Here is a 24,571-nt window from a genome sequence, read left to right as displayed (position 1 = left end):
AAAATGGTTCCGTCTATATAGACAAAACCATTTTTTCTTTTTATTATCGAGATACGAACTCAACAATTACTGCAATAGCGAACATAATTGTAAAAAATCCAAAGGAGACACCGAAACCTACGCCTGAGTCGATTGCGTCGTTACGTTTCGACTGTACATTTTGTTCAAACTCATTCATTGTTACCCCTCCTATTTCCACCTAATTATATCGGATTGCCATTAAAAAATCTATATGCAAACCATCGATTTTCAGATGTCTTCTAGAATGTCACAAATTATTCACTAAATCTGCTGTATAATAGGGTTAATTACGTAAAGCAAGGAGATTTCCCGGATGATTTCAGAAAAATGGATGAAAATAGCGAACAATAAAATTTCAGTCGTATATTTATTAGTTGGAACAGAAGCTTATTTTATTGAAGAGACTTTAAAAAGACTAAAAAGACAATTAAGTGAAAATGGTGAACTAGAAGTAATTAATTTTGATTTAGAAGAAAAAAATGTAGAAGAAGTTATTTACGAATCAGATACGCTTCCATTTTTTTCGGATAAAAAACTTGTCATTGCTCGAAATGCATTCTTTTTGAAGGCAACAGAAAAAGGGAAAGAAAAAGTTATCCATGACACGAGTATTTTAGAACAATGGCTTCAAAATCCTTCTCCTACAGCAGTTACTGTTTTTATTGCACCTTACGAGAAACTAGATGAACGGAAAAAAGTAACAAAAGCGATGAAACAATATGCCGATATTATAGAAGTTTCTAGTTTACAGGAACATGATTTGAGAAGTTGGATATTACACGAAGTTTCTAATTTGGAAAAAATAATTTCAGACGAAGCTCTATCCTTTTTAATCGAAGTTGGTGGATCTAATTTAGTCCATTTACAAACCGAGTTATTGAAAATAGCCACTTATTTAGGTGAATTAGCTGAAATTGATGTTGAAACAGTGAGGATGCTTCTTGTACGAACATTAGAGCAGGATGTATTTACTTTGGGGAATGCTTATTTAACAGGAAATAAAAGTGAAGCAATTGAAATTTATCATGATTTATTAAAACGAAAAGAAGATCCCTTGAAGTTGAATGCTTTAATAGCTTCACAAGTCCGTTTAATGATTCAAGTAAGCCATTTAAAGAAAAAGGGGTACCATGCCCAACAAATTGCAAATCAACTAAAGGTGCACCCGTATCGCGTAAAATTACTATTCGACAATCCAAGTCTACAAAATGAAAAAAAACTACTTACAACATTAAACGATCTTGCAACAGTAGATGTACAGTTGAAAACATTGAATATTAATCGAAACAGGATATTAGAAATGTTTTTGATGAAATGAGAGAGTGATGTGCGTATAGAAAACTACGGCCAGCAGACATTCATGTAGAAATTAGAAAGTGCACAAAAACGCTAATTTATTTGCATTCTCTCAAGTCGCTCATCCGTTTTGGAACAAAAAAAGAAAGACTGACCGATAGATATCGGGTCAGTCTTTTTAATTACGCTTTTTTCATTAATTGAGCTTTCTTACGAGAAGCTGCGTTTTTATGAATTAAACCTTTTGTAGCTGCTTTTTCAACTTGTTGAATCGCAGTTTTAATAAGTTCTTTTGCGTTTTCGTCGTTATTAAGTGCAGCAGTATCAGCTTTTTTTACAGCAGTACGCATAGCTGATTTTGCTTTCGTATTTTGAGCATTTAATGTCTCATTTTTCTTAACACGTTTAATAGCGGATTTAATATTTGGCATACCTTTCACCTCCTAATAAGGTCTGAGATGATACTTTAATGTGTTGAAAACTGTCTAATACAACAAGCATTATTTTAACAAACGAAAAAACAAATTGCAATATATAAATGCTAAGAATATTTACTTGACACTTGTACAAACTATTTTAGAGGTGAATTTTATGTGGGGACGAACTGATTTATTAGATGAATCGGATGAAATGGTAAAGCATCGAACCGCAGTAGAAAAAGACGTTTTAACAGATTCAGAAGGTATAAAATTTGAGGAAAGTCGAATCGGAGCAGTATTAATAACTTCCATCGAAGTAAATGAAGATGGGGAAAAAAGAATAGGAAAGAAAAAAGGGAAATATATAACATTAACTGACTTGACCGTTAATCCAGATGATCAAGAAAGTTTTGAAGCGTTAAAGAAAATCTTTATTCAAAAGTTAGAAGAGATGCATGGAAATTTATCCTTAACAAAATCATCTAAAGTTTTAATAATTGGCTTGGGTAATTCTACCATTACCCCTGATGCCATTGGTCCGAAAGCGATTGAATATTTACAAGGTTCTTCTATATCTCAGATGGAAAACAATGTAAAAGTGGTTATGTATGCTCCGGGAGTAACTGGACAAACTGGATTTGAAACAAGTAATTTTATTGAGGCGATAAGTAAAGCGTTTAAACCGGACTTAATCGTTGTTTTAGATGCACTTGCAGCGAGAAATAGTGAACGACTTTGTAAAACTATTCAACTTACAAATACAGGTATTCATCCAGGTTCCGGAGTAGGAAATGAAAGAAAAGAAGTATCAGAAGAAGTTTATGGTATACCAGTAACTGCAATAGGTATTCCTATGGTAGTAGATGGTCCGGTTCTATACGCAGATGCAATGGAGCATGTTATTCATTATATTGCTTCTAAAATTGAAGAAAAAGGAAGTCCGTCTTCTGCTTTAGCTGTGACTCCAATGGTATCAAATAAAAAATCTTCACTTGATAAAAAGGTGTTACAACCGATTTTTGGAGAATGGGTAACTTGGCCAACTGAAGAAAAAAGAAAGTTATTTGAGGAAGTATTTGTTGGAAAAAACTCATCTTTATTTGTTACACCAAAAGAAACTGATGCTTGGGTGGAGCAATATGCATATTTGCTATCAGAGGGAATTGAAACGTGGATTACAAATAGATAATTTAGATCCAATTGCCACTATTTCACCCATACTGAAGGATTAGACAACTTTTCACGTGCTTCTTCTGTGCATGCTCGTCGCAGAAGAACGTCAACTCTAATGTTCTAAAAAAACTCTTCTCATCATACGATTATTTGAGGAGAGTGGAAATTATGGCTAATTCCCTGAAGAATTTAACGAGCATTTTATTACTATTATTTTTAACTCCCATTATTATTGCTACAATCCAAACACCTCTTTCATCGAAACAAATAGTAGAAAATAAAAAAGAGGACACGCCTGTAGTTTATGCGGCCCAATTAGAATCAAAACCGGACATCACAGAAATAATAGAACCTAAAAAAGCTTTTGTATATTTCACGCATGCTCATGAAGCATATCGGCCTATACTTGCAGACAAAGGAGAAAAGATTGCAATATATGATCCGATAACGAATATTTCTACCTTTCAAGAGCAAATAGCTGCCCAATTTGCATTTCACCAAGTGGATACACAGTTTTTAGAGGATCATAACCCAGATGTAATGGATAATTATTATACGATTCGACCATTTGTTCAGAATGCAATAGCACATAGTGATTATGATATTGTTTTGGATATTCATAGAGACGCACAGAAAGCAAAAGTGACAACTCTTCAGATTGGTGAAGAAACCTATGCAAAATTTATATTTGTTATTGGTGGTGAGCATGCCAACTACAAATGGAATGAACAACTAGCGCAAAATCTCTCTGACCAATTAAATAAATTAGTTCCTGGGATATCTAGAGGGATTATTGTTAAAACAGGTAAAGGAGTAGACGGTGTTTACAACCAAGATCTTGCTAAAAATCTATTAGTTGTTGAACTTGGTGGTGTTGATAACACAGAACAAGAAGTAGATCGTTCCATTGCTATTTTAGCAAAGGCTATTTCGAATATGTTCAATCAGCAAATACCTTCTTAAACTAGAAGAGATTAAGAGATTATAGCTTAATCTCTTTTTCCTGTTGAAAATGTATATTCGTATATTCCTATTGTTTCTTGGGGATAATATAGTCGGAAACAGGTTTGTTGTTTCCTCAAAAGAATACTAGTATCAAAGTATCTCCATCCATTGGACTTGCATTCAGTAGGTGCTTATAGCAAATGTTTTGGTGCTGATAGCGACTATTTAGGAGGACATAATCTCAGTAGGTGCTTATAAGCTCGCTTTTGGTGTTTATAGCGACTATTTAAGTGGACATGTACTCGGTAGGTTATTATTGGATACAGTGGAACTTTAAAAAAATAGATAGCATCCATTGATAAAGAAGCGGTGAGCGGACGAAATTGCATCTTCGTTCGATTTTAAAAGAATAGGAAAGTATTTAATCTCTCATTAACCAAACCTGATGCACCATGTCTTTACATATTTCAAGAGGGCGACGGACAAGCATTCGACACAAGATTACCTAAAAAATGAATCGTGAAGTGACGCAGTCACTTCGCGAATAAAAACTCTACTGATAATAGTGTAGCCATTGTTTCGACCAAAGCACTCTGAAAATAGTAAAGACAAGATGCACTTAAAGGCCGCTAGCGCTTTTCTCATTCGCTAGATTGTCTTACTATCAGGTTTTTGTTAAGATTAAATTCTGAGAAAAAATAAATAACATAAAGCGCAAATAATACATAATAACAATAAATTGTGAAATGAAAACTATTATGCGTTACTTAACGACATGTTGTCTGTTATAATTCTTAGTAGTTTAATTAGGAGTGAACAAGCATGAATCATGAACAAAGAATGGAACGTCAGAAAAAAATCCGTAACTTTTCGATTATTGCCCACATTGACCATGGAAAATCAACCTTGGCAGATCGTATTTTAGAGAAAACAAAAACATTAACTTCTCGTGAAATGAAAGCCCAGTTACTCGATTCGATGGACCTAGAGAGAGAAAGAGGAATTACCATCAAACTGAATGCAGTTCAGTTAACGTATACAGCTAAAAATGGAGAAGAATATATCTTTCATCTGATTGACACACCTGGACATGTCGATTTTACATATGAAGTTTCCAGAAGTTTAGCCGCATGTGAAGGAGCTATTTTAGTTGTCGATGCTGCACAAGGTATTGAAGCACAGACGCTAGCAAATGTGTATTTGGCATTAGATAATGATTTGGAAATATTGCCGGTTATTAACAAAATAGATTTACCTGCTGCTGATCCAGAACGTGTAAGAAAAGAAGTGGAAGAAGTAATCGGACTTGATGCTTCGGAAGCAGTTCTTGCATCTGCAAAAGCAGGAATAGGTATCGAAGAGATATTAGAACAAATTGTAGAGAAAGTTCCTGCGCCAACTGGAGATTCTTCTGCACCGTTAAAAGCGTTGATCTTCGACTCCTTATTTGACCCTTACCGAGGCGTAATTGTATATATCCGAATTATGGAAGGAACTGTTAAGCCGGGAGACACGATAAAAATGATGTCTTCAGGTAAAGAATTCGAAGTTGTTGAAACGGGTGTATTCACACCAAAAACAACGCAACGGTCAGAGCTAACTGTTGGAGATGTTGGTTTCTTAACTGCTTCGATGAAACATGTAGGAGATTCTAGTGTAGGGGATACTATTACATTAGCTTCAGACCCTGCAACAGAAGCTTTAACAGGATATCGCAAAATGAACCCTATGGTATTCTGTGGATTATATCCGATTGATAACACGAAATACGTAGACTTACGTGATGCACTTGAAAAGCTACAGTTGAATGACTCAGCACTAGAGTTCGAACCCGAGACATCTCAAGCTTTGGGATTTGGTTATCGATGTGGTTTCTTAGGTTTACTGCATATGGAAATTATTCAAGAGCGCATCGAACGCGAATTTAAAATAGATTTAATCACAACCGCGCCAAGCGTTGTTTATGATGTGAAGCTAACGAACGGTGATACCATGAAAGTAGACAACCCATCGATGATGCCAGATGTCCAAAAAGTAGATACGATTGAAGAGCCATTTGTGAAAGCTTCCATCATGGTTCCAGAAGACTATGTAGGGTCTGTAATGGAATTATGCCAACGTAAACGTGGTAATTTTATTACAATGGATTTCTTATCAAAAGCACGTGTTAATATCATTTATGAAATTCCGTTATCTGAAATTGTTTATGATTTCTTTGATTCTTTAAAATCAAGCACAAAAGGATATGCTTCTTTTGATTACGAATTAATTGGATATAAAGAATCGAAACTAGTGAAAATGGATATTCTGCTGAATAGTGAAAAAGTAGATGCTTTAAGCTTTATCGTCCACAAAGATTTTGCTTATGACCGCGGAAAAGTGATTGTTGAAAAATTAAAAGCCCTTATTCCAAGACAACAATTTGAAGTGCCGGTTCAAGCTGCCATTGGCCAAAAAATTGTAGCGCGTTCTACCATCAAGTCAATAGGTAAAAACGTGTTAGCTAAATGTTATGGTGGAGATATTTCACGTAAGCGTAAACTTCTTGATAAACAAAAAGAAGGTAAGAAACGAATGAAACAAGTTGGTTCTGTGGAAGTACCGCAAGAAGCATTTATGGCAGTTCTTAAAATGGACGAGCCGAATAAATAAAAAAAGGAAGGAGGCATTAGTAGCCTCCTTTTTCCTTTATAGAAAGCAGGAAGTCATATGGCACGTGGTGTATATATCCACATTCCTTTTTGTCATCAAATTTGTAATTATTGCGATTTCAATAAATTTTTCTTTCATAACCAGCCGGTGGATGAATATATAGAATCATTAGGTAGAGAGATGGAATTGTATACGGAACAATATAAAGATGAACCAATTGAAACTATTTTTATCGGTGGGGGAACTCCTACATCTTTATCTGAAGCTCAGTTAGAGAGATTATTTTCATTGATCCATCAATACATTCCCTTAAAAGATGTCGTAGAATTTACCTCTGAAGCGAACCCTGATGAGTTAACATATGAAAAAATGAAACTAATGCACACTGCTGGAGTAAATAGATTAAGTATGGGAGTTCAAACATTTGATCAAGAGCTATTAAAAGTAATTGGTAGAACGCATTCGAACGAACATGTGTATACAGTAATTGAAAATGCTAAAAAGATAGGATTTCCGTCTATAAGCATGGATTTAATGTATGGTTTACCAAACCAAACAATGGAACAGTGGAAGCATTCTTTAAAAGAAGTATTTCGACTGAAAGTCCCTCATATATCAGCTTATTCTTTAATAGTTGAACCAAAAACGATTTTTTATAACTTAATGTCAAAAGGAAAACTTTCTTTACCAGGGGAAGATTTAGAAGCGGAGATGTATGGATACTTATTGGATGAAATGCAAAAGCAAGGTTACCTTCAATATGAAATCAGTAACTTTTCCTTCGAAGGGAAAGAATCTAGGCATAATTCACTTTACTGGGATAATGATGAATATATTGGATTAGGAGCAGGAGCTCATGGCTATGTAAATAATAGTCGATATTCGAATCACGGACCTTTAAAGAAGTATATGCAAACCTTGGATTCAAATGAAAAACCTATTATGCTACAAAAAAAAGTTACGAATGTTGAAAAAATGGAAGAGGAAATGTTTTTAGGATTGCGTAAAAACGCAGGAGTTTCTTTAGAAAAATTTAAAATTCGCTTTGGAAAGTCATTACAAGATATTTATGGGAGTCAGTTAGATGAACTTGTTCAAAAACAATTGATTGTTATTGAAAATAATTACGTAAAACTTACTCGTCGTGGTCGATTTGTTGGAAATGAAGTATTTCAATATTTTCTTCAATAAAAAAATCATATTCGTTGACAGTTTTCTTTAGATTTGATACCTTTTATATGAGTATTAGCACTCTCAATGAACGAGTGCTAACAGAGGTGATAATCATGCTAACTAATAGGCAATTATTAATATTGCAAGTAACGGTAGATGATTTTATTGAAACCGCTCAGCCAGTTGGATCTCGTCAAATTTCGAAAAAGGAGGAAGTTCCATATAGTCCTGCTACCATTCGGAATGATATGGCTGATCTAGAAGATATGGGTTTCCTAGAGAAAACACATACTTCGTCTGGGCGCGTCCCTTCCGAAAAAGGATACCGTTATTATGTCGACAATATGTTAACTCCACAACGAATATCGAAAGACGAGATTAAGCAAATTCGATCTGTTTTTGAAGAACGAATGGTGGAGACGGAGCAAATTATTCGTAAATCAGCAACGATTTTGTCTGAACTAACGAATTACACCTCCATACTACTAGGAATGGATGTTAGAAAACATCGGGTAAAACGATTTTCAATCGTCCCACTTACAGATGATTCAGCAGTTGCGATCATCGTTACAGATAGTGGACATGTTGAAAATCGAGTATTTTCAATCCCGGAAACTTATACTTCATCGGATATTGAACGAATGGTTAATTTGCTAAACGACAGCTTAATAGGAGTTCATTTACATGAACTGCCAAGAAAGTTGGAAGCTGTTACACATTCTTTATTGAAACAGCGTGTAGGACATTTTAATAACCTTTTAAGTTCATTTAATAAGTCCATGGGGGTAGAGCAAGAGGACAAAGTGTACTACGGTGGTAAAATGCAACTGTTGAATCAACCTGAATTTAATGATTTAGAAAAAGCTCGAAGTATTATGTACTTGATGGATCATGTAAGACAAATTCCTAGTATTTTCCCTATTGATAAAAAAGGCATACAAATCCGAATCGGTTCCGAAAACAATCACCTTGCAATGGAAGATTGTAGTGTTATAACGGCTTCATATGCAATTGGTGAAGAGCAAATGGGTTCAATTGCGATAATTGGTCCTACTCGCATGGATTATAAGCGTGTCGTTTCTTTACTCGATGTAATGAGTACCGATTTATCAAGAGAATTATCAAGAATTTTAAATGGCCATCAAGGATAAGGGAGATGCAAACATGCCAAAACAAAAAGATGAAACAGTAGAAGAATTAGAAATTGAAAAGTTGGAAGAACAAGAAAAAGAGGCTACTGAAGTAGAAACTACAGAAGCAGCAATCGATGAAGTTTTGGAAGTGGATGAACTTACGCTTGTTAAACAAGAATTGGAAGAAGAAAAAAACAAGTCCATTCGATTAAGAGCGGATTTTGAAAATTATAAGCGCAGAGTTCAACTAGACAAGGAAGCAGATTATAAATACCGTGCACAGACTGTTTTAACAGACGTTTTGCCAGTATTAGATAACTTCGAACGTGCTCTAGCGGTTCCAACGAAATCAGAGGAAGCAGCTTCTTTAGTCAAAGGTGTAGAAATGGTTTATCGCACTTTACTAGATGCTGTATCAAAAGAAGGTCTTGAGCCAATTGAATCAGAAGGTGCTCCTTTTGACCCTAACTTCCATCAAGCGGTTATGCAAGAAAAAGACGACTCAAAAGAATCTGGAATCGTGCTTCAAGAATTACAAAAAGGGTATAAGTTAAAAGATAGAATACTACGACCTTCTATGGTTAAAGTAAACGAATAGTTCAGTCTGAAAAGAATTATTCTACAGAATAACACTATACTTAGTTATAAATTAGGAGGAAAAATATATGTCTAAAATTATTGGTATTGACTTAGGAACAACAAACTCATGTGTATCTGTGTTAGAAGGTGGAGAACCAAAAGTAATTCCAAATCCAGAAGGAAACCGTACAACACCATCTGTAGTTGCTTTTAAAAATGGAGAAAAACAAGTTGGAGAAGTAGCTAAACGTCAATCTATTACTAACCCAAATACGATTGCTTCTGTTAAACGTCTAATGGGTACAAATGAAAAAGTGAAAGCAGAAGATAAAGAGTATACACCACAAGAAGTTTCTGCAATGATTCTTCAATACTTAAAAGGGTATGCTGAAGAATACTTAGGAGAAAAAGTGACGAAAGCTGTCATTACAGTTCCTGCTTACTTTAACGACGCAGAGCGTCAAGCAACAAAAGATGCTGGACGTATCGCTGGACTAGAAGTTGAACGTATTATTAACGAACCAACTGCAGCTGCACTTGCATACGGTTTAGATAAAATGGATCATGATGAAAAAATTCTAGTTTATGATTTAGGTGGGGGTACATTTGACGTATCTATCCTAGAACTTGGTGATGGTGTATTTGAAGTACTTGCAACTGCTGGAGACAACCGTCTTGGTGGAGATGACTTTGACCAAATAGTAATGGATTACCTAGTACAAGAATTCAAAAAAGATAATGGAATTGACTTATCACAAGATAAAATGGCCGTTCAACGTCTAAAAGATGCAGCTGAAAAAGCGAAAAAAGATTTATCAGGTGTCACATCAACACAAATCTCATTACCATTCATCACTGCAGGCGAAGCTGGACCTCTTCACTTAGAAGTTACAATGACTCGTGCAAAATTCGATGATTTAACAGCACGCTTAGTAGAGCGTACAATGGTACCAACTCGTCAAGCAATGAAAGATGCAGGTTTATCAGCGTCTCAAATCGATAAAGTTATCCTTGTAGGCGGATCTACTCGTATTCCAGCCGTACAAGATGCGATTAAAAAAGAAACTGGTAAAGATCCACATAAAGGTGTAAACCCAGATGAAGTAGTAGCAATGGGTGCAGCAGTTCAAGGTGGAGTATTAACTGGGGATGTAAAAGACGTTGTATTACTTGACGTAACACCTCTTTCTTTAGGTATTGAAACTATGGGCGGCGTATTCACAAAGTTAATCGAACGTAATACGACAATCCCTACGTCAAAATCTCAAACTTTCTCAACTGCAGCAGATAACCAGCCAGCAGTAGATATTCACGTGTTACAAGGTGAGCGTCCAATGGCAACAGATAACAAAACGCTTGGACGCTTCCAACTTTCGGATATTCCACCAGCACCACGTGGTATTCCACAAATCGAAGTAACATTCGACATCGACAAAAACGGTATCGTAAACGTTAAAGCGAAAGACCTTGGCACACAAAAAGAACAAAATATTACAATCCAATCGAACTCTTCACTTTCTGATGAAGAAATCGAACGTATGGTAAAAGAAGCAGAAGCTAACGCAGAAGCAGATAAAGTTCGTAAAGAAGAAGCTGAAGTGAAAAATGAAGCAGATCAATTAGTCTTTATGACAGAAAAAACATTAAAAGATTTAGAGGATAAAGTATCAGAAGAAGAGAAAAAATCTGCTGAAGATGCAAAAGAAGAGTTAAAAGCGGCACTAGAAGCTGGTAACTTGGAAGAAATTAAAACGAAAAAAGATAAGTTAAACGAAATCGTTCAACAATTAACAATGAAACTGTACGAACAAGCGCAAGCAGATGCTGCTGCAAATGGCGGCGGTCAAGCGGATGCAACGGATGACGGTGTTGTTGACGCAGAGTTTGAAGAAGTAAACGACGATAAAGATAAGTAAGATAGTCGGTAGGGGAAAAGTCAAAGACCGTTTTCGGCTTTGGCTTTTCTTTCTGTTTAGACTAGATTATTTTTCCGTGTTACAATATTCATTATATGTAGGTAAAGAGTAGGAGAGTGAAAGATGAATAAGCGTGATTATTACGAAGTACTTGGTTTGTCTAAAAGTGCTTCTCCAGATGAGATAAAGAAAGCTTATCGAAAGCTTTCGAAACAATATCACCCCGATATTAACAAAGCGGCAGATGCTGAAGATAAATTCAAAGAAATATCAGAAGCATATGAAGTGTTAAGTGATGACCAAAAACGTGCACAATATGATCAATTTGGCCATGCGGGACCGAACCAGGGATTTGGTGGCGGTGGAGATGGCTTCGGTTTTGAAGATATTTTCAGTTCATTTTTTGGTGGTGGAGGTGGATCGCGTAGACGAGATCCGAATGCACCAAGAAAAGGTGATGATCTTCAATATTCCATGACAATTGAGTTTGAAGAGGCAGTATTTGGGAAAGAAAAAGAAATTGAAATTGCGAAAGAAGAAACTTGTGATACATGTAGTGGGAGTGGAGCAAAACCTGGAACACACCCAGAAAAATGTTCACATTGTAATGGAGCAGGTCAAGTAAATGTGACGCAAGATACTCCATTCGGACGTATTCAAACAAAACGTGCATGTAACCATTGCCATGGAGCAGGTAAAATTATTAAAGATAAATGTGCAACTTGCTATGGTAAAGGAACAGTTAATAAACGCAAAAAAATCAAAGTTACCATTCCAGCTGGTGTAGATGATGGCCAACAACTTCGAGTAAGCGGTCAAGGGGAACCAGGTATTAATGGAGGTCCTGCTGGAGATTTATATATTGTATTCCGTGTAAAAGCAGATCCACGATATGAACGTGATGGGGACGATATTTACTATGAATTGCCATTAACGTATGCACAGGCAGCGCTCGGGGACGAAATCGAAGTGCCAACTGTACAAGGTAAAGTAAAACTAAAAATTCCTGCAGGAACTCAATCACAAACGAAATTCCGCTTAAAAGGAAAAGGTGTGAAAAACGTTCATGGTTACGGAGTTGGTGATCAGCACGTTATTGTGAAAGTAATCACGCCGAAAAAACTTACGGAAAAACAAAAACAATTACTTCGTGAATTTGCCGAAATAAGTGGAGATATTCCAGAAGAGCAAGGCAGCTCATTGTTTGATAAGATTAAAAAGACATTAAAAGGTGAATAAAGGAGTTGTGCGCAAGTGAAATGGTCTGAGCTATCTATTCATACAACAAACGAAGCGGTAGATGCGATAAGTAATATTTTGCATGAAGCTGGTGCAAGCGGGGTAGTCATTGAAGACTCGGAAGAGTTAGTGAGAGAAAGAGAAGATCGATTTGGTGAAATTTATAGCTTAAATCCAGATGATTTTCCAGTAGATGGAGTTCGTGTTAAAGCTTATTTAGCAGAAACTAGCTTTCTATTAGAAACGGTAGAAGAGATCAAGCTTGCGGTTAACAACTTACAAAACTTTAATATTGATATTGGACATAATGTTGTAACGGTTCAAGAAGTAGATGAAGAAGATTGGGCAACTGCTTGGAAAAAATACTACCATCCAGTGAAAATCTCTAATCGTTTTACAATTGTTCCAACATGGGAAGAATATGACAGAGTAAGTACTGATGAGTTAATAATTGAACTAGACCCTGGTATGGCGTTTGGAACAGGTACACATCCAACCACTGTAATGTGTCTTCAAGCCTTAGAAAAAACAGTACAACCGAATTCGAAAGTGATCGATGTAGGTACTGGTTCAGGTGTCCTTTCTATAGGTGCAGCAAAACTTGGGGCAACATCTATTCATGCACTAGATTTAGATGAGGTAGCAGTGACTTCAGCCAAAGAGAATATAGCATTAAATCATGTAGAACATTTGATTGAAGTGACGCATGGTAATTTACTTGACAATGTAAGTGAACAAGCAGATATCGTAATCGCAAATATTTTAGCGGAAATAATTATGACATTTACCGATGATGCATTCTCAATAGTGAAGGAAGAAGGTTTATTCATAACTTCTGGAATAATCTTTGCTAAAAAAGAAGACGTAAAAAATGCATTGCAAAAATCCGGCTTTGAAATTGAGGAAGTTATGATGATGGAAGACTGGGTTACAATCATTTCCAAAAAACCGCTTCTATAAGGAGATTGTTATGCAACGTTATTTTACGAATGAACAAATCGATGAGAATAATAATATAACAATTACTGGGGATGATGCGCATCACATGATTCAAGTGATGCGTATGTCACCAGGTGATGAAGTATATGTAGTTGCTGAAAACAGCACATATACAATGACAATTGTAGAGGTATCTGCTAAATCTGTCTTGTTGAAAGCGGAAGAAAAGCTTGAACAAACAAACGAGATGCCGTTAATAGTTTCAATTGTTTGTGGTCTTCCAAAAGGAGATAAGTTAGAGCTAATAACCCAAAAAGCGACAGAACTCGGCATGCACACACTTTATCCGTTTGAAGCAAAAAGATCGATTGTAAAATGGGATAAGCAAAAAAACGAGAAGAAAATTGCTCGGTTACAAAAAATTGCGAAAGAAGCAGCTGAACAATCTCATCGTTCATCTATCCCTAACATACATACGCCAATTTCGTTAAAAGAGCTATTAGAAATTGGCACAACATACGATGTGAAATTTGTTGCAGATGAAGAAGATGCTAAGTTGGAACACCGCCAGAAATTTGCTGAACAATTAAAAAAGGTGCATGATAAAAAATCGATACTTATTGTATTTGGCCCAGAAGGTGGACTAGATCGTTCGGAAATAAAAAGCTTATTAGAAAATGATTTTCAACCTATTTCACTTGGACCAAGAATTCTTCGAACAGAAACAGCACCGTTATACGCGCTTGCTGCAATTTCTTATGAATATGAATGAAAGAGGTGTAAGGAGATGTCATCCGTTGCATTCCATACATTAGGCTGTAAGGTTAATCATTATGAGACAGAAGCTATTTGGCAATTATTTAAAGAGAATGGCTATGAACGAACAGATTTTGAAAAACAGTCTGATGTATATGTGATCAATACATGTACAGTTACAAATACGGGCGATAAAAAAAGTCGCCAAGTCATTCGTCGGGCCATTCGTCAAAATCCGGATGCGGTTATTTGTGTAACAGGGTGTTATGCACAAACATCACCAGCAGAAATTATGGCGATTCCAGGAGTGGATATTGTCGTTGGAACGCAAGAACGAACAAAGATGCTTGATTATATTGAACAATACAAAGTAGAGCGAAAACCGATTAACGCGGTTGGAAATATTATGAAGAGTCGTGTGTATGAGGAGTTAGATGTGCCTTCCTTCACGGATCGCACCCGTGCATCATTAAAAATCCAAGAAGGTTGTAATAACTTCTGTACTTTTTGTATAATCCCATGGGCTCGCGGACTTATGCGTTCTCGTGATCCAGAAGAGGTTGTCCATCAAGCTCAACAACTAGTGGATGCTGGTTATTTAGAAATCGTCTTAACAGGAATCCATACTGGTGGTTACGGAGAAGATTTAAAAGACTATAATTTAGCGCAGCTTTTAAGAGATATTGAATCGAATGTAAAAGGGCTTAAAAGGCTTCGTATTAGCTCTATTGAAGCTAGCCAAATATCCGATGAAGTAATTGATGTTCTGCGTGATTCGAAGATTGTTGTAAGACATCTACATATCCCTATTCAATCTGGATCAGATACTGTACTTAAAAGAATGCGTAGAAAATATACAATGGCATTTTTCGCTAATCGATTAGATCGTTTAAGAGAAGCACTTCCTGATTTAGCAATAACTTCAGATGTAATTGTCGGTTTCCCTGGTGAAACCGAGGGAGAATTTATGGGAACCTTTCATTTTATTCGAGATCAACGTTTTTCAGAGCTTCATGTTTTCCCATATTCTAAGCGCACAGGTACTCCTGCTGCTAGAATGGAAGACCAAGTTGACGAAGAAGTAAAAAATGAGCGAGTTCATCGTCTAATCTCTTTAAATGACCAATTAGCAGTAGAATACGCTTCTCGTTTTGAAGGAAAAATATTAGAAATTATTCCAGAAGAGAAATATAAATTGGATTCTAAGACGAATTTAGTTGAAGGATATACTGATAACTACTTAAAAGTTGTTATTCCTGGTTCAGAAGATTTAATCGGAAAGCTAGTTCGTGTGAAAATCACTAAATCCGGTTATCCATACAACGAAGGTCAATTTGTTCGAGTATTAGATCACATGGAAGAATTAGTCTAAAATAATGAGAAAGTCAGTGACGAGAATCTCACTGGCTTTTTTTTATATTTTCAATTATGATGAAGAGGTACGGACAACTTCCGAGAGGGGAATATAAATGACACAAAATATTGCTGCATTAATCGACCATACATTGTTAAAACAAAATGCTACTAAAGAACAAATTGAAAAATTATGTGAGGAAGCAAAAAAGTATACATTCGCATCTGTATGCGTAAATCCTACTTGGGTAAAGCTTAGTGCTGAACTATTACAAGAAAGTCCAGTGAAAGTATGTACGGTAATTGGATTCCCATTAGGTGCCAGCACTTCAGAAGTAAAAGCATTTGAAACAAAAAATGCGATTGAAAATGGTGCAGATGAAATAGATATGGTTATAAATGTAGGGGCTTTAAAAGATGCTAACTTTGATTTCGTGAAAAATGATATAGTAGCAGTAGTGAATGCTGCAAAAGAAAAAGCAATTGTTAAAGTGATTTTAGAAACGTGTTTATTAACAAATGAAGAAATAATAAAAGCAAGTGAACTATCTAAAGAAGCTGGGGCTAATTTTGTGAAAACATCTACAGGTTTTTCTACTAGTGGCGCTACTGTAGAAGCTGTAAAACTTATGCGTGAAACAGTTGGCGCAGACCTTGGTGTGAAGGCTTCTGGTGGAGTTCGTAGTCTAGAAGATTTACAAGAAATGGTTGATGCGGGGGCTTCTAGAATTGGTGCAAGCTCTGGTGTGGACATTATGCAAGGATTAACAAGTAAATCTGATTATTAATTTAGTTGTAAGTATTGACCAAGTCGAAACTATACGATATAATTTTTTAGAACATAACACATGGTTATGTGCTTGACGTGTGTTCGGAGGGAGGGAAAGAGAGATGTCAAAAACTGTCGTTCGCAAAAACGAATCGCTTGAAGATGCTCTTCGCCGCTTCAAACGTACTGTATCTAAAAGTGGTACAATTCAAGAGGTAAGAAAGCGCGAGTTTTATGAAAAGCCAAGCGTGAAACGTAAAAAGAAATCTGAAGCTGCCCGTAAACGTAAATTCTAATTAATTGAAATTTACAAAGCTTCGAAGCTGTGGTTTCTAAAACCCAAGCGTGAAAAGTAAAAAGAAATCAAAAAATGCACGTTAACGTAAGTGGTTTTTTTATCCCGACCATCCCTACGTTCCAAACACGTACTTTATGATTAACATTTACAATTGTGTAAACCGAGAAAATTTATTTTCTCGGTTTATTTTTTTGAAACTTTTTCTATTCTACTCCGTAAAGAAGTATATACAAATAGAAGAAGGGAGGTTAAAGGATGAAATTGTCTCGGTACATTATTTCTTTTTTTCTATTATTTTTAACTTTTTTCATGATGGTACCTGTAATGGCAACCGCAGATGCTCCAATAGTGTACAAAATACCAATTTATAAAGAAGTAGAAAAAGGATTATATGCTTTTTTAAAAAGATCCATTCATGAAGCAGAAGAAGCAGGCGCTGATGCAATTATTTTAGAGATCAATACGCCTGGAGGATTTGTAGATTCCGCTGAAAAAATAGTCAATTTACTTGATTCTACCTCGATTCGAAAAATTGCGTATATAAATTCGGAAGCGTTGTCTGCTGGTGCTTATTTAGCGCTTCATACGGATGAGATTTATATGTCGCCAGGTGGAACAATAGGTGCAGCAGCTGTAATCGACAGTAGCGGAAATACTGCTGAAAAGAAGGCAAATAGTGCTTGGATAGCAAAGATGATTAATGCTGCGGAGTTAACGGGTAAAAATCCAATTTATGCACAAGCAATGGCAGATGAAACCGTTCATCTTCCAAAGTATAGGGCAAAAAGCGGTGATTTGTTAACTCTTACATCTTCTGAAGCATTAGAGGTCGGTTATTCAAACGGAACCCTAAGATCTCTAAAAGAACTGCTAGAAATAACAAATCTTGCTGATGCAAAAATTGTTGAAACCGAAGAAACTTTTACAGAATTACTTGCAAGATTTATTACTAACCCGATTGTTGTACCAATCTTATTATCTATTGCTAGTCTCGGTTTAATTGTAGAATTATATTCTCCAGGGTTTGGTGTTGCAGGTACGATGGGACTTATATCTTTGGTGCTATTCTTTTTTGGACATTTGGTAGCTGGCCTTGCTGGTTATGAAGCGATTATTATTTTTATTATCGGAGTTATATTAATAATTGCGGAATTTTACTTACCAGGAGGAATAAGTGGTATATTAGGTGCAGCGGCTATTATTTTTAGTATTGTATTAGCTGGTGGTAACATTTTTCTAATGAGTATTTCTGTATTAATTGCTTTAACAGTAGCTATAGTGGGAATGGTGATCATAATGAAGTTCTTTGGAAAACAATTGAAAGTGTTAAGCAAGGTAATTTTATCAGATGCAACAACTACAGAACAAGGGTATGTGTCTAACGAAAATAGGCTTGAGTTAATCGGAAAAATTGCCGTGACGATGACCCCTCTTAGACCTGCAGGATCCATACGTATACATGACGAGCGTATAGACGCGGTTTCAGATGGAAGTTTTGTAGAAAGAGATAAACATGTTATCATTATAAAAGTAGAGGGTTCTCGTATAGTTGTGCGAGAAGTTTCAAAAGGGGAGGAAATAGAATGATTGATGGTACTATGATTGGATTAATTGTAATAATTGTTTTAGCGTTTATCGTGTTATCTGTATTTTTCACATTTTTTCCAATCGCATTATGGATTTCAGCACTAGCAGCAGGGGTTAAAATTAGTATCTTTACTTTAGTAGGAATGAGATTACGAAGAGTAGTTCCATCTCGCATCGTCAATCCACTTATTAAAGCGCATAAAGCTGGGTTAAGCGTTTCTATCAATCAATTAGAAAGTCATTATTTGGCTGGTGGTAATGTAGACCGCGTTGTTAATGCGTTGATCGCAGCACACCGCGCAAATATTGCACTCACATTTGAACGTGCGGCAGCAATTGATCTTGCAGGACGTGACGTATTAGAAGCAGTGCAAATGTCTGTAAATCCTAAAGTTATTGAGACGCCATTTATCGCGGGTGTTGCAATGAACGGGATTGAAGTAAAAGCGAAAGCGCGTATTACAGTTCGTGCCAATATCGATCGTTTAGTCGGTGGTGCGGGTGAAGAAACAATTGTTGCCCGAGTTGGGGAAGGAATTATTAGTACGATCGGTTCTAGTACAAGTCATGAGCGAGTACTTGAAAATCCGGATTTAATATCTCAAACTGTATTAGCTAAAGGATTAGATTCTGGAACTGCATTTGAAATTCTATCGATTGATATTGCGGATGTTGATATAGGTAAAAATATTGGTGCAGAACTGCAAACTGAACAAGCAGAAGCAGATAAGAAAATTGCTCAAGCAAAAGCAGAAGAACGCCGTGCAATGGCCGTTGCTTCTGAACAAGAAATGAAAGCAAAAGTAGTAGAAATGCGCTCGAAAGTAGTAGAAGCAGAAGCGGAAGTGCCTTTAGCAATGGCAGAAGCACTACGTGAAGGAAATATTGGTGTAATGGATTATATGAACTATAAAAATATTCAAGCTGACACTAGCATGAGAGATTCAATTAGCAAAGTCGGAGGAGACAAACCTTCTACTGAAGAACTTAAAGACTAATAATATAGGGAAAAGGAGGTTTTCTCCTTGAGTAGTAGTATCATATTAATAGTTATTTCGTTAATCGTCAGTACTTTATTGAAGAAGAAAAAAGCACCTGACCAAAGTCCGGTAAAAAGAGCGCAGCAAGTAAAGCCTTTTGTAGAAAATCCATTTAAAGATCTAGGAGATTTTGCGAAAAATTTTATGGAAGAGCATAAACAGCAATTGGATAGTGGAACACCGATTGTTAAAAAAGCGCCAGTTGTGGTTGAAAAATTGGAGCGAGTGGTAAGCAGGGATCAAGGGACTCCAAGATCTTCTGGTCGACTATCAATCCATCAAGTAAATAAAGTGGAGAAGCAAGTATCTAAACCGATTATTACTCATATCTTGCCTAGTTCCCAAGATGAACTAGTAAGAGCGATTGTATTTTCGGAGATTCTTGCACCACCAAAATCGAAAAGATAACTCATGAACACCCCTTTACATGCATAAAGTCATGTAAAGGGGTGTTTTTCTGAATAAATTATTTCCACTCCATGCGAGTATTATGATTGAAAACTTTAGCGAAATTATTTTAGATTATGAAGTAACCATTCTTCGATTGAAAGAAAACAATTTAGTTTGTGCTTACGATGATTTCCTTTTAGAAATTCAAGCAAATGCTTTAGAGATCAAATCACTATCTATGGAACAGCTCCGAATAGTTGTCGATGAACTCATGTATTTCAAAATTACGAGGAAGGAAAAACAGTAATGCAACAGCTTATACAAGTAAAAGTACCAATAAAAACGGATCAACACCTTTTATTTCAGCGTTTATTTTCAGTGAATATTGTTATTTATCAAGTGTACAGTTCAGAACAGTACCTCTTTTTTTCTATAAGAAGAAAAGATTTAAAGCTTTTCCGAAAGGTCAGGAGGTCATTACGGCTCTCCGTTCAATTAGAAGATAAGGTGAAGGAAGGGACAATTTCTTCTCGGTCTTTTTCAATTATTGGTTTTCTATTATTTATCATCATACCTGTTATTCTTGCGCAATTTATATGGAGTATTCAAATTGAGTCAGATTCGCCAGAAAGCAATGTTCTTCTCTCGGAAGAACTTAAGGTATTGAACATTAAAGAAAAAATACGTTCGTCTAGTTTGCCTTCCGAACAAGAAATAAGGCAGAAAATATTGCTAAAACATAAAGAATACTCATGGGTACATTTTACGAAATCGGGATCCAAATTTACTGTAACCCCCATGCTTGCTCCTATTCAGTCGGAGCGTGAGATAAAAAATGCACCACCAACGCATCTAATTGCGAAAAGAAGTGGAGTTGTTACTGACTTTGAAATAGTAAAAGGAGTAAGGGCTGTTGAAAAAAATGTCTCAGTAAACAAAGGAGATATTCTGGTAAATGGTTTTGTCACACAAGGAGATAAAAGAATTATTACTAGTGCTGAAGGGAAAGTATTTGCTAATTATTGGATTGAGCTTGAGTTTGAAATTCCTCAAAAGGTTAGTTTCATGAAACCAAATGATCGAAAGCTTGTCGTTCAGAGAAAAGGGGACAAAAAAATCGAATACTGGAAGGAAATCTCTCTTCCTACTCTTCTCCGAAATTACCTGGAAGCAGGATATATAAGAAATTTAGAGGAGGAGGTTTATATATTAGATCAGCAATCGATGGAAAAATTAATACGCCCGTTACTTTATCAAAAAATTATAAATGAACTTCCTGCAGGTAAGCAAATTCTCGAGGATAAAATTTTACAGGTGACTATTCAAAATGATAAAGTAAAAGGGAAAGTATTATTTTTGATAAATGAAAATATTGCGATTCCACAAGTTATACCCCAAGGAGACGAAGCATGAGCGAACATACACAATTAGACCTTAATTTGAAAGACACTGCCGAGGCAGTAATGCTTCTTGGCATATCAGATAAAAATCTAAAGCTTATTGAAGAGGAACTGAAAGTACAACTGATCACTAGAGGAGAAACAATAAGGATTGCTGGAGACGAAAAAAATGTGGAAGAAGCAAAAAAGTTGATGGAGCAACTTCTTGCAGTTGTTCACAAAGGGATTAATATAAATCTCCGTGATGTTTCCTCCGCTATTGAGATGAGTATTAACGGTACGATTGAGTATTTTTCTGGGTTATACGACGAAGAAATTGCAAAAAATACAAAAGGAAAAGCGATTCGAGCTAAAACAATTGGACAACGGGAATATATACAAGGTATACGGCGATTTGATTTAGCATTTGGGATTGGTCCAGCTGGAACGGGTAAAACGTATTTAGCTGTAGTAATGGCAACACAGGCTTTGAAAAACGCCCATGTGAAAAAAATCATTCTAACACGCCCTGCTGTTGAAGCAGGTGAAAGTCTAGGTTTTCTACCAGGAGATCTAAAAGAGAAGGTAGACCCGTATTTAAGGCCGTTATACGATGCATTACATGATGTTTTAGGAATGGAGCAAACGGAACGACTTATGGAACGTGGGACGATTGAAATTGCCCCTCTCGCATATATGCGAGGAAGGACATTAGATGATGCCTTCGTAATATTAGATGAAGCACAAAATACAACTAAAGCACAAATGAAAATGTTCCTTACCCGTATGGGATTTGGTTCTAAAATGGTAATCACAGGGGATAAAACCCAAATTGATTTGCCAAAAGGAGCTGAATCTGGATTAATCATCGCAGAAAAAATATTAAAAAGTGTATCGGGAATCCATTTTCAATATTTAGAACAAGGAGATGTCGTTCGTCATCCACTTGTCGCAAAAATTATACAAGCTTACGAAGAACAGCAGCCTTAATTGGTTGCTGTTTTTGTTTCTAGAGCACTCCACCGCCAATACGAGAGCACTTTCCACCTATGCGATAGCGTTCACTGCCAATACGAGTGTACTCCAAAAAGTTCCCTAGGTAATACTGAAGACAGTATGCACTTATGGAAGCTAGCGTTTTCTTAAAAGATTAAGAAAGTAGATGAATTTCTACTAAGTATCTGTCCAGACTCCAGCGCCTTGCCCCTCGGGGTCAAATGTGAAAAAGCTGTGGTGGCTGGGGAGCTGCCTCCTCGCTTTTCCCCATTTGCCTGTCGGGGCAGACATAGGCGCTTGCGCTTTTCTTATATGTAATTTTGGAATTATTTTTATATCAATCTAAAAGTAAGGTATAATGAATTTACCAGTAGTAAGGGAGATGAGAGTATAGTGAATTCTATCTTATTGAAAATGAAGCAGTGGAGCAATTATAAGCATCTTCCTTTAATTATTATCTCTATTACTGCTATTATTATGTTTTTCTTATTAATAGGAAATGTAAAGGAAAATACATATGATATTAAAGAATTTCAGTTATCCCCTGAAACCATTAGATCCGTCAAAACAATGGAAGATAGCGTCAAAACAGAACAAGAACGTGAAAAAGTAGCAGCAGAAATTCAACCTTATTATCAATTCCAAGAAGAAACTGCAGATAACCAAGCTGCTATTATTCGATCCATCTTCGATAGTGTTATAGAAATCAAAAAAGAAACAATCCCAGCAGAAGAAATAGAAAGTAGACCTAGTCAACTCAATAAGTTAAAAAAAGAAATGGAGAAAATTGCTGATAATGCAAGTAATGTATATTTAAGCGAGGATGCTTTAACGGCGATCCTAAGCCAGAGTCCTACAACGCTAACTCAATCTAGCGAAACCCTAGTTTCTTTTGTAAAAGAGACATTGGGTGAAAGAATTCGATTAGAAAATATTCCGGAAAAGAAAAAAGAATTAGAGGAGAAAGTTAGGAAATCCTTTAATTATTCGCATTCATATATGAACGCACTTGTATCCATTGCTCGTTTTAGCATTGTCGAAACAGACATTGAAAATAAAGAACTAACAGAACTTCGAATAGAGCAAGCGAAAGCAAGTGTTGATCCAACAAGAATTTTACAAGGGCAAATCCTCGTACAAAAAGGTGAAATCATTGATCGAGAAGTTTATAGACAACTGAAGCTATTAGGAATGCTTACAAATAAATTTTCTTATAAACCTATTGTTGGAGTGGCATTATTCGTATTGTTAACAATGTGGGTTTTGTATGTTCAAACGATAAATGGAAAGGATAAAACGATCGAAAGTTCGAAGTCCTTACTCGTTGTTCTGTTTAGTTTATTTATTTCTGTTCTAATAATGAATGTTTTACAGTTTATATCCTACAATTTCGATGTTGTGATAGCATTTATTTTTCCAACAGCCATTGTATCGATGCTCGTATACCTTTTGGTTAATGAACGAATGGCTTTTATAACGACCATTATTATCGCCGCTTATGCTGGATTTATATTTCAAGAAGGTTATACAAATGTATTTCAAATGGAAATCTCGTTATATATTTTATTTGGTGGGATTTCTGGGGTTTTTGCATTGCAAAGAATGCGGAATAATTCTCAAATTCTTCGTTCCAGTTTAATTGTAGCATCCGTTAACATTGTATTTATCGTATTTTATTTATTAATGACAAAAACGACATATGGTTTAACAGACTTACTATTTTACTTTGGAGCAGCAATCTTATCAGGTATTTTATCAGGAGCATTAACAATCGGAATATTGCCGTTTTTTGAATCTGCTTTTGGAATTCTATCCACGATGAAACTAATCGAATTATCAAATCCTAATCATCCTTTACTGAAAAAAATATTAACAGAAACACCAGGAACATATCATCATAGTGTAATGGTTGCAAACTTAGCGGAAGCCGCTTGCGAGGCAATAGGAGCTAATGGTTTGTTAGCGAGAGTTAGTTGCTATTATCATGATATTGGAAAAACGAAAAGGCCAGGCTTTTTTATCGAAAATCAAATGAATGGGTATAATCCACATGATAATTTACCTCCCGAAGCAAGTCGTGATATTATTATTGCTCATGCAGTAGACGGGGCAAATATTTTGCGCAAGTATAAAATGCCGAAAGAAATTGTAGATGTTGCTGAACAGCATCATGGAACAAGTTTGTTAAAGTTCTTTTATTACAAAGCGAATGAGAAAAATGATAAAGTAAAAGAAAAAGATTTTAGATATAATGGTCCAAAACCACAAACAAAGGAAAATGCTATTATTTCGGTAGCGGATAGTATAGAAGCTGCAGTTCGTTCAATGAAAGAACCAAACGCAGAAAAAGTTCATGCACTAATTGAATCAATAGTTAAAGAGAAGCTTCAAGATGGACAGTTTGATGAATGTGATTTATCTTTGCGGGAAATAAAGAAAATAAAAGAGAGCTTCTATACAACTATGAACGGGATCTTTCATTCACGAATAGAGTATCCAAAATAAGAATAAAGGTGGC

The 24,571-nt window shown here is 35.9% G+C and carries 23 protein-coding genes; 21 read left to right on the top strand and 2 right to left on the bottom strand.

Annotated features, from left to right (window positions below; genetic code table 11):
* Positions 1-43: 43 nt before the first annotated feature.
* On the bottom strand, positions 44-178 hold the full coding sequence (locus ACEPXD_RS11605) for a YqzM family protein (RefSeq protein WP_391116121.1): 135 nt from the start codon (positions 176-178) through the stop codon (positions 44-46).
* Between the two features lie 156 nt (positions 179-334).
* Here ACEPXD_RS11605 and holA point away from each other — a divergent pair, with 156 nt between their 5' ends.
* Positions 335-1,339, top strand: a complete 1,005-nt coding sequence (gene holA, locus ACEPXD_RS11600; protein ID WP_391116120.1) for a DNA polymerase III subunit delta — start codon at positions 335-337, stop codon at positions 1,337-1,339.
* A gap of 160 nt (positions 1,340-1,499) precedes the next feature.
* On the opposite strand, the gene rpsT is transcribed toward holA, so the two are convergent.
* Positions 1,500-1,748: a 30S ribosomal protein S20 gene (rpsT, locus tag ACEPXD_RS11595; RefSeq protein WP_391116119.1), complete on the bottom strand. Its 249-nt coding sequence runs from the start codon at positions 1,746-1,748 to the stop codon at positions 1,500-1,502.
* A 124-nt stretch (positions 1,749-1,872) separates the two neighbouring features.
* Between rpsT and gpr the strand changes: the two genes are divergently transcribed.
* The 20 genes from gpr to ACEPXD_RS11495 all read left to right on the top strand — a co-directional run bounded on the left by gpr (position 1,873) and on the right by ACEPXD_RS11495 (position 24,558).
* Positions 1,873-2,925, top strand: a complete 1,053-nt coding sequence (gene gpr, locus ACEPXD_RS11590; RefSeq protein ID WP_391116118.1) for a GPR endopeptidase — start codon at positions 1,873-1,875, stop codon at positions 2,923-2,925.
* A 152-nt stretch (positions 2,926-3,077) separates the two neighbouring features.
* Complete coding sequence (spoIIP, locus tag ACEPXD_RS11585) at positions 3,078-3,872, top strand: stage II sporulation protein P (protein ID WP_391116117.1); 795 nt, start codon at positions 3,078-3,080, stop codon at positions 3,870-3,872.
* A gap of 804 nt (positions 3,873-4,676) precedes the next feature.
* A complete protein-coding gene (lepA, locus tag ACEPXD_RS11580) occupies positions 4,677-6,506 on the top strand; it encodes a translation elongation factor 4 (protein ID WP_391116116.1) in 1,830 nt (609 codons plus the stop codon).
* Positions 6,507-6,563: 57 nt separating this feature from the next.
* Complete coding sequence (gene hemW / locus ACEPXD_RS11575; RefSeq protein ID WP_391116115.1) at positions 6,564-7,697, top strand: radical SAM family heme chaperone HemW; 1,134 nt, start codon at positions 6,564-6,566, stop codon at positions 7,695-7,697.
* 95 nt (positions 7,698-7,792) lie between these two features.
* Complete coding sequence (gene hrcA, locus ACEPXD_RS11570) at positions 7,793-8,830, top strand: heat-inducible transcriptional repressor HrcA (protein WP_391123195.1); 1,038 nt, start codon at positions 7,793-7,795, stop codon at positions 8,828-8,830.
* Positions 8,831-8,843: 13 nt separating this feature from the next.
* Positions 8,844-9,410, top strand: coding sequence for a nucleotide exchange factor GrpE (gene grpE / locus ACEPXD_RS11565; protein WP_391116113.1), 567 nt, complete (start codon positions 8,844-8,846; stop codon positions 9,408-9,410).
* A 67-nt stretch (positions 9,411-9,477) separates the two neighbouring features.
* Positions 9,478-11,307, top strand: a complete 1,830-nt coding sequence (gene dnaK / locus ACEPXD_RS11560; RefSeq protein WP_391116112.1) for a molecular chaperone DnaK — start codon at positions 9,478-9,480, stop codon at positions 11,305-11,307.
* Between the two features lie 123 nt (positions 11,308-11,430).
* Entirely contained in the window at positions 11,431-12,546 is a 1,116-nt protein-coding gene (dnaJ, locus tag ACEPXD_RS11555) for a molecular chaperone DnaJ (protein WP_151700398.1), read from the top strand.
* 15 nt (positions 12,547-12,561) lie between these two features.
* A complete protein-coding gene (gene prmA / locus ACEPXD_RS11550) occupies positions 12,562-13,506 on the top strand; it encodes a 50S ribosomal protein L11 methyltransferase (RefSeq protein ID WP_391116111.1) in 945 nt (314 codons plus the stop codon).
* A gap of 10 nt (positions 13,507-13,516) precedes the next feature.
* Positions 13,517-14,257, top strand: a complete 741-nt coding sequence (locus tag ACEPXD_RS11545) for a 16S rRNA (uracil(1498)-N(3))-methyltransferase (protein ID WP_391116110.1) — start codon at positions 13,517-13,519, stop codon at positions 14,255-14,257.
* 15 nt (positions 14,258-14,272) lie between these two features.
* Positions 14,273-15,613 carry a tRNA (N(6)-L-threonylcarbamoyladenosine(37)-C(2))-methylthiotransferase MtaB gene (gene mtaB / locus ACEPXD_RS11540; protein ID WP_391116108.1) on the top strand — a complete coding sequence of 447 codons (1,341 nt, stop codon included), beginning with the start codon at positions 14,273-14,275 and terminating at the stop codon, positions 15,611-15,613.
* A gap of 97 nt (positions 15,614-15,710) precedes the next feature.
* The gene (gene deoC, locus ACEPXD_RS11535) at positions 15,711-16,382 is read left to right on the top strand and encodes a deoxyribose-phosphate aldolase (RefSeq protein ID WP_391116107.1); all 672 of its coding nucleotides are present in this window, start codon (positions 15,711-15,713) and stop codon (positions 16,380-16,382) included.
* A 103-nt stretch (positions 16,383-16,485) separates the two neighbouring features.
* Positions 16,486-16,659, top strand: a complete 174-nt coding sequence (rpsU, locus tag ACEPXD_RS11530) for a 30S ribosomal protein S21 (protein WP_016426884.1) — start codon at positions 16,486-16,488, stop codon at positions 16,657-16,659.
* A gap of 257 nt (positions 16,660-16,916) precedes the next feature.
* Positions 16,917-18,248, top strand: coding sequence for an NfeD family protein (locus ACEPXD_RS11525; protein WP_391116106.1), 1,332 nt, complete (start codon positions 16,917-16,919; stop codon positions 18,246-18,248).
* Positions 18,249-18,259: 11 nt separating this feature from the next.
* Positions 18,260-19,246, top strand: coding sequence for a flotillin-like protein FloA (floA, locus tag ACEPXD_RS11520; protein ID WP_391123193.1), 987 nt, complete (start codon positions 18,260-18,262; stop codon positions 19,244-19,246).
* Between the two features lie 27 nt (positions 19,247-19,273).
* Positions 19,274-19,696, top strand: a complete 423-nt coding sequence (locus ACEPXD_RS11515) for a hypothetical protein (protein WP_391116104.1) — start codon at positions 19,274-19,276, stop codon at positions 19,694-19,696.
* A gap of 82 nt (positions 19,697-19,778) precedes the next feature.
* Positions 19,779-19,985: a hypothetical protein gene (locus ACEPXD_RS11510; RefSeq protein ID WP_391116103.1), complete on the top strand. Its 207-nt coding sequence runs from the start codon at positions 19,779-19,781 to the stop codon at positions 19,983-19,985.
* Complete coding sequence (locus tag ACEPXD_RS11505; protein WP_391116102.1) at positions 19,985-21,091, top strand: sporulation protein YqfD; 1,107 nt, start codon at positions 19,985-19,987, stop codon at positions 21,089-21,091. Before ACEPXD_RS11510 ends, ACEPXD_RS11505 begins: the two co-directional genes overlap by 1 nt.
* Positions 21,088-22,047 carry a PhoH family protein gene (locus ACEPXD_RS11500; RefSeq protein WP_391116101.1) on the top strand — a complete coding sequence of 320 codons (960 nt, stop codon included), beginning with the start codon at positions 21,088-21,090 and terminating at the stop codon, positions 22,045-22,047. The genes ACEPXD_RS11505 and ACEPXD_RS11500 overlap by 4 nt, the downstream gene beginning before the upstream one ends.
* 399 nt (positions 22,048-22,446) lie before the next feature.
* Complete coding sequence (locus tag ACEPXD_RS11495) at positions 22,447-24,558, top strand: HD family phosphohydrolase (RefSeq protein WP_391116100.1); 2,112 nt, start codon at positions 22,447-22,449, stop codon at positions 24,556-24,558.
* Positions 24,559-24,571: the final 13 nt, after the last annotated feature.

It is taken from the genome of Psychrobacillus sp. L3 (assembly GCF_042945595.1).
Taxonomy (GTDB): domain Bacteria; phylum Bacillota; class Bacilli; order Bacillales_A; family Planococcaceae; genus Psychrobacillus.
Note: the sequence above shows the minus strand (reverse complement) of the source record. Positions and strands in the feature narration are given on the sequence as shown.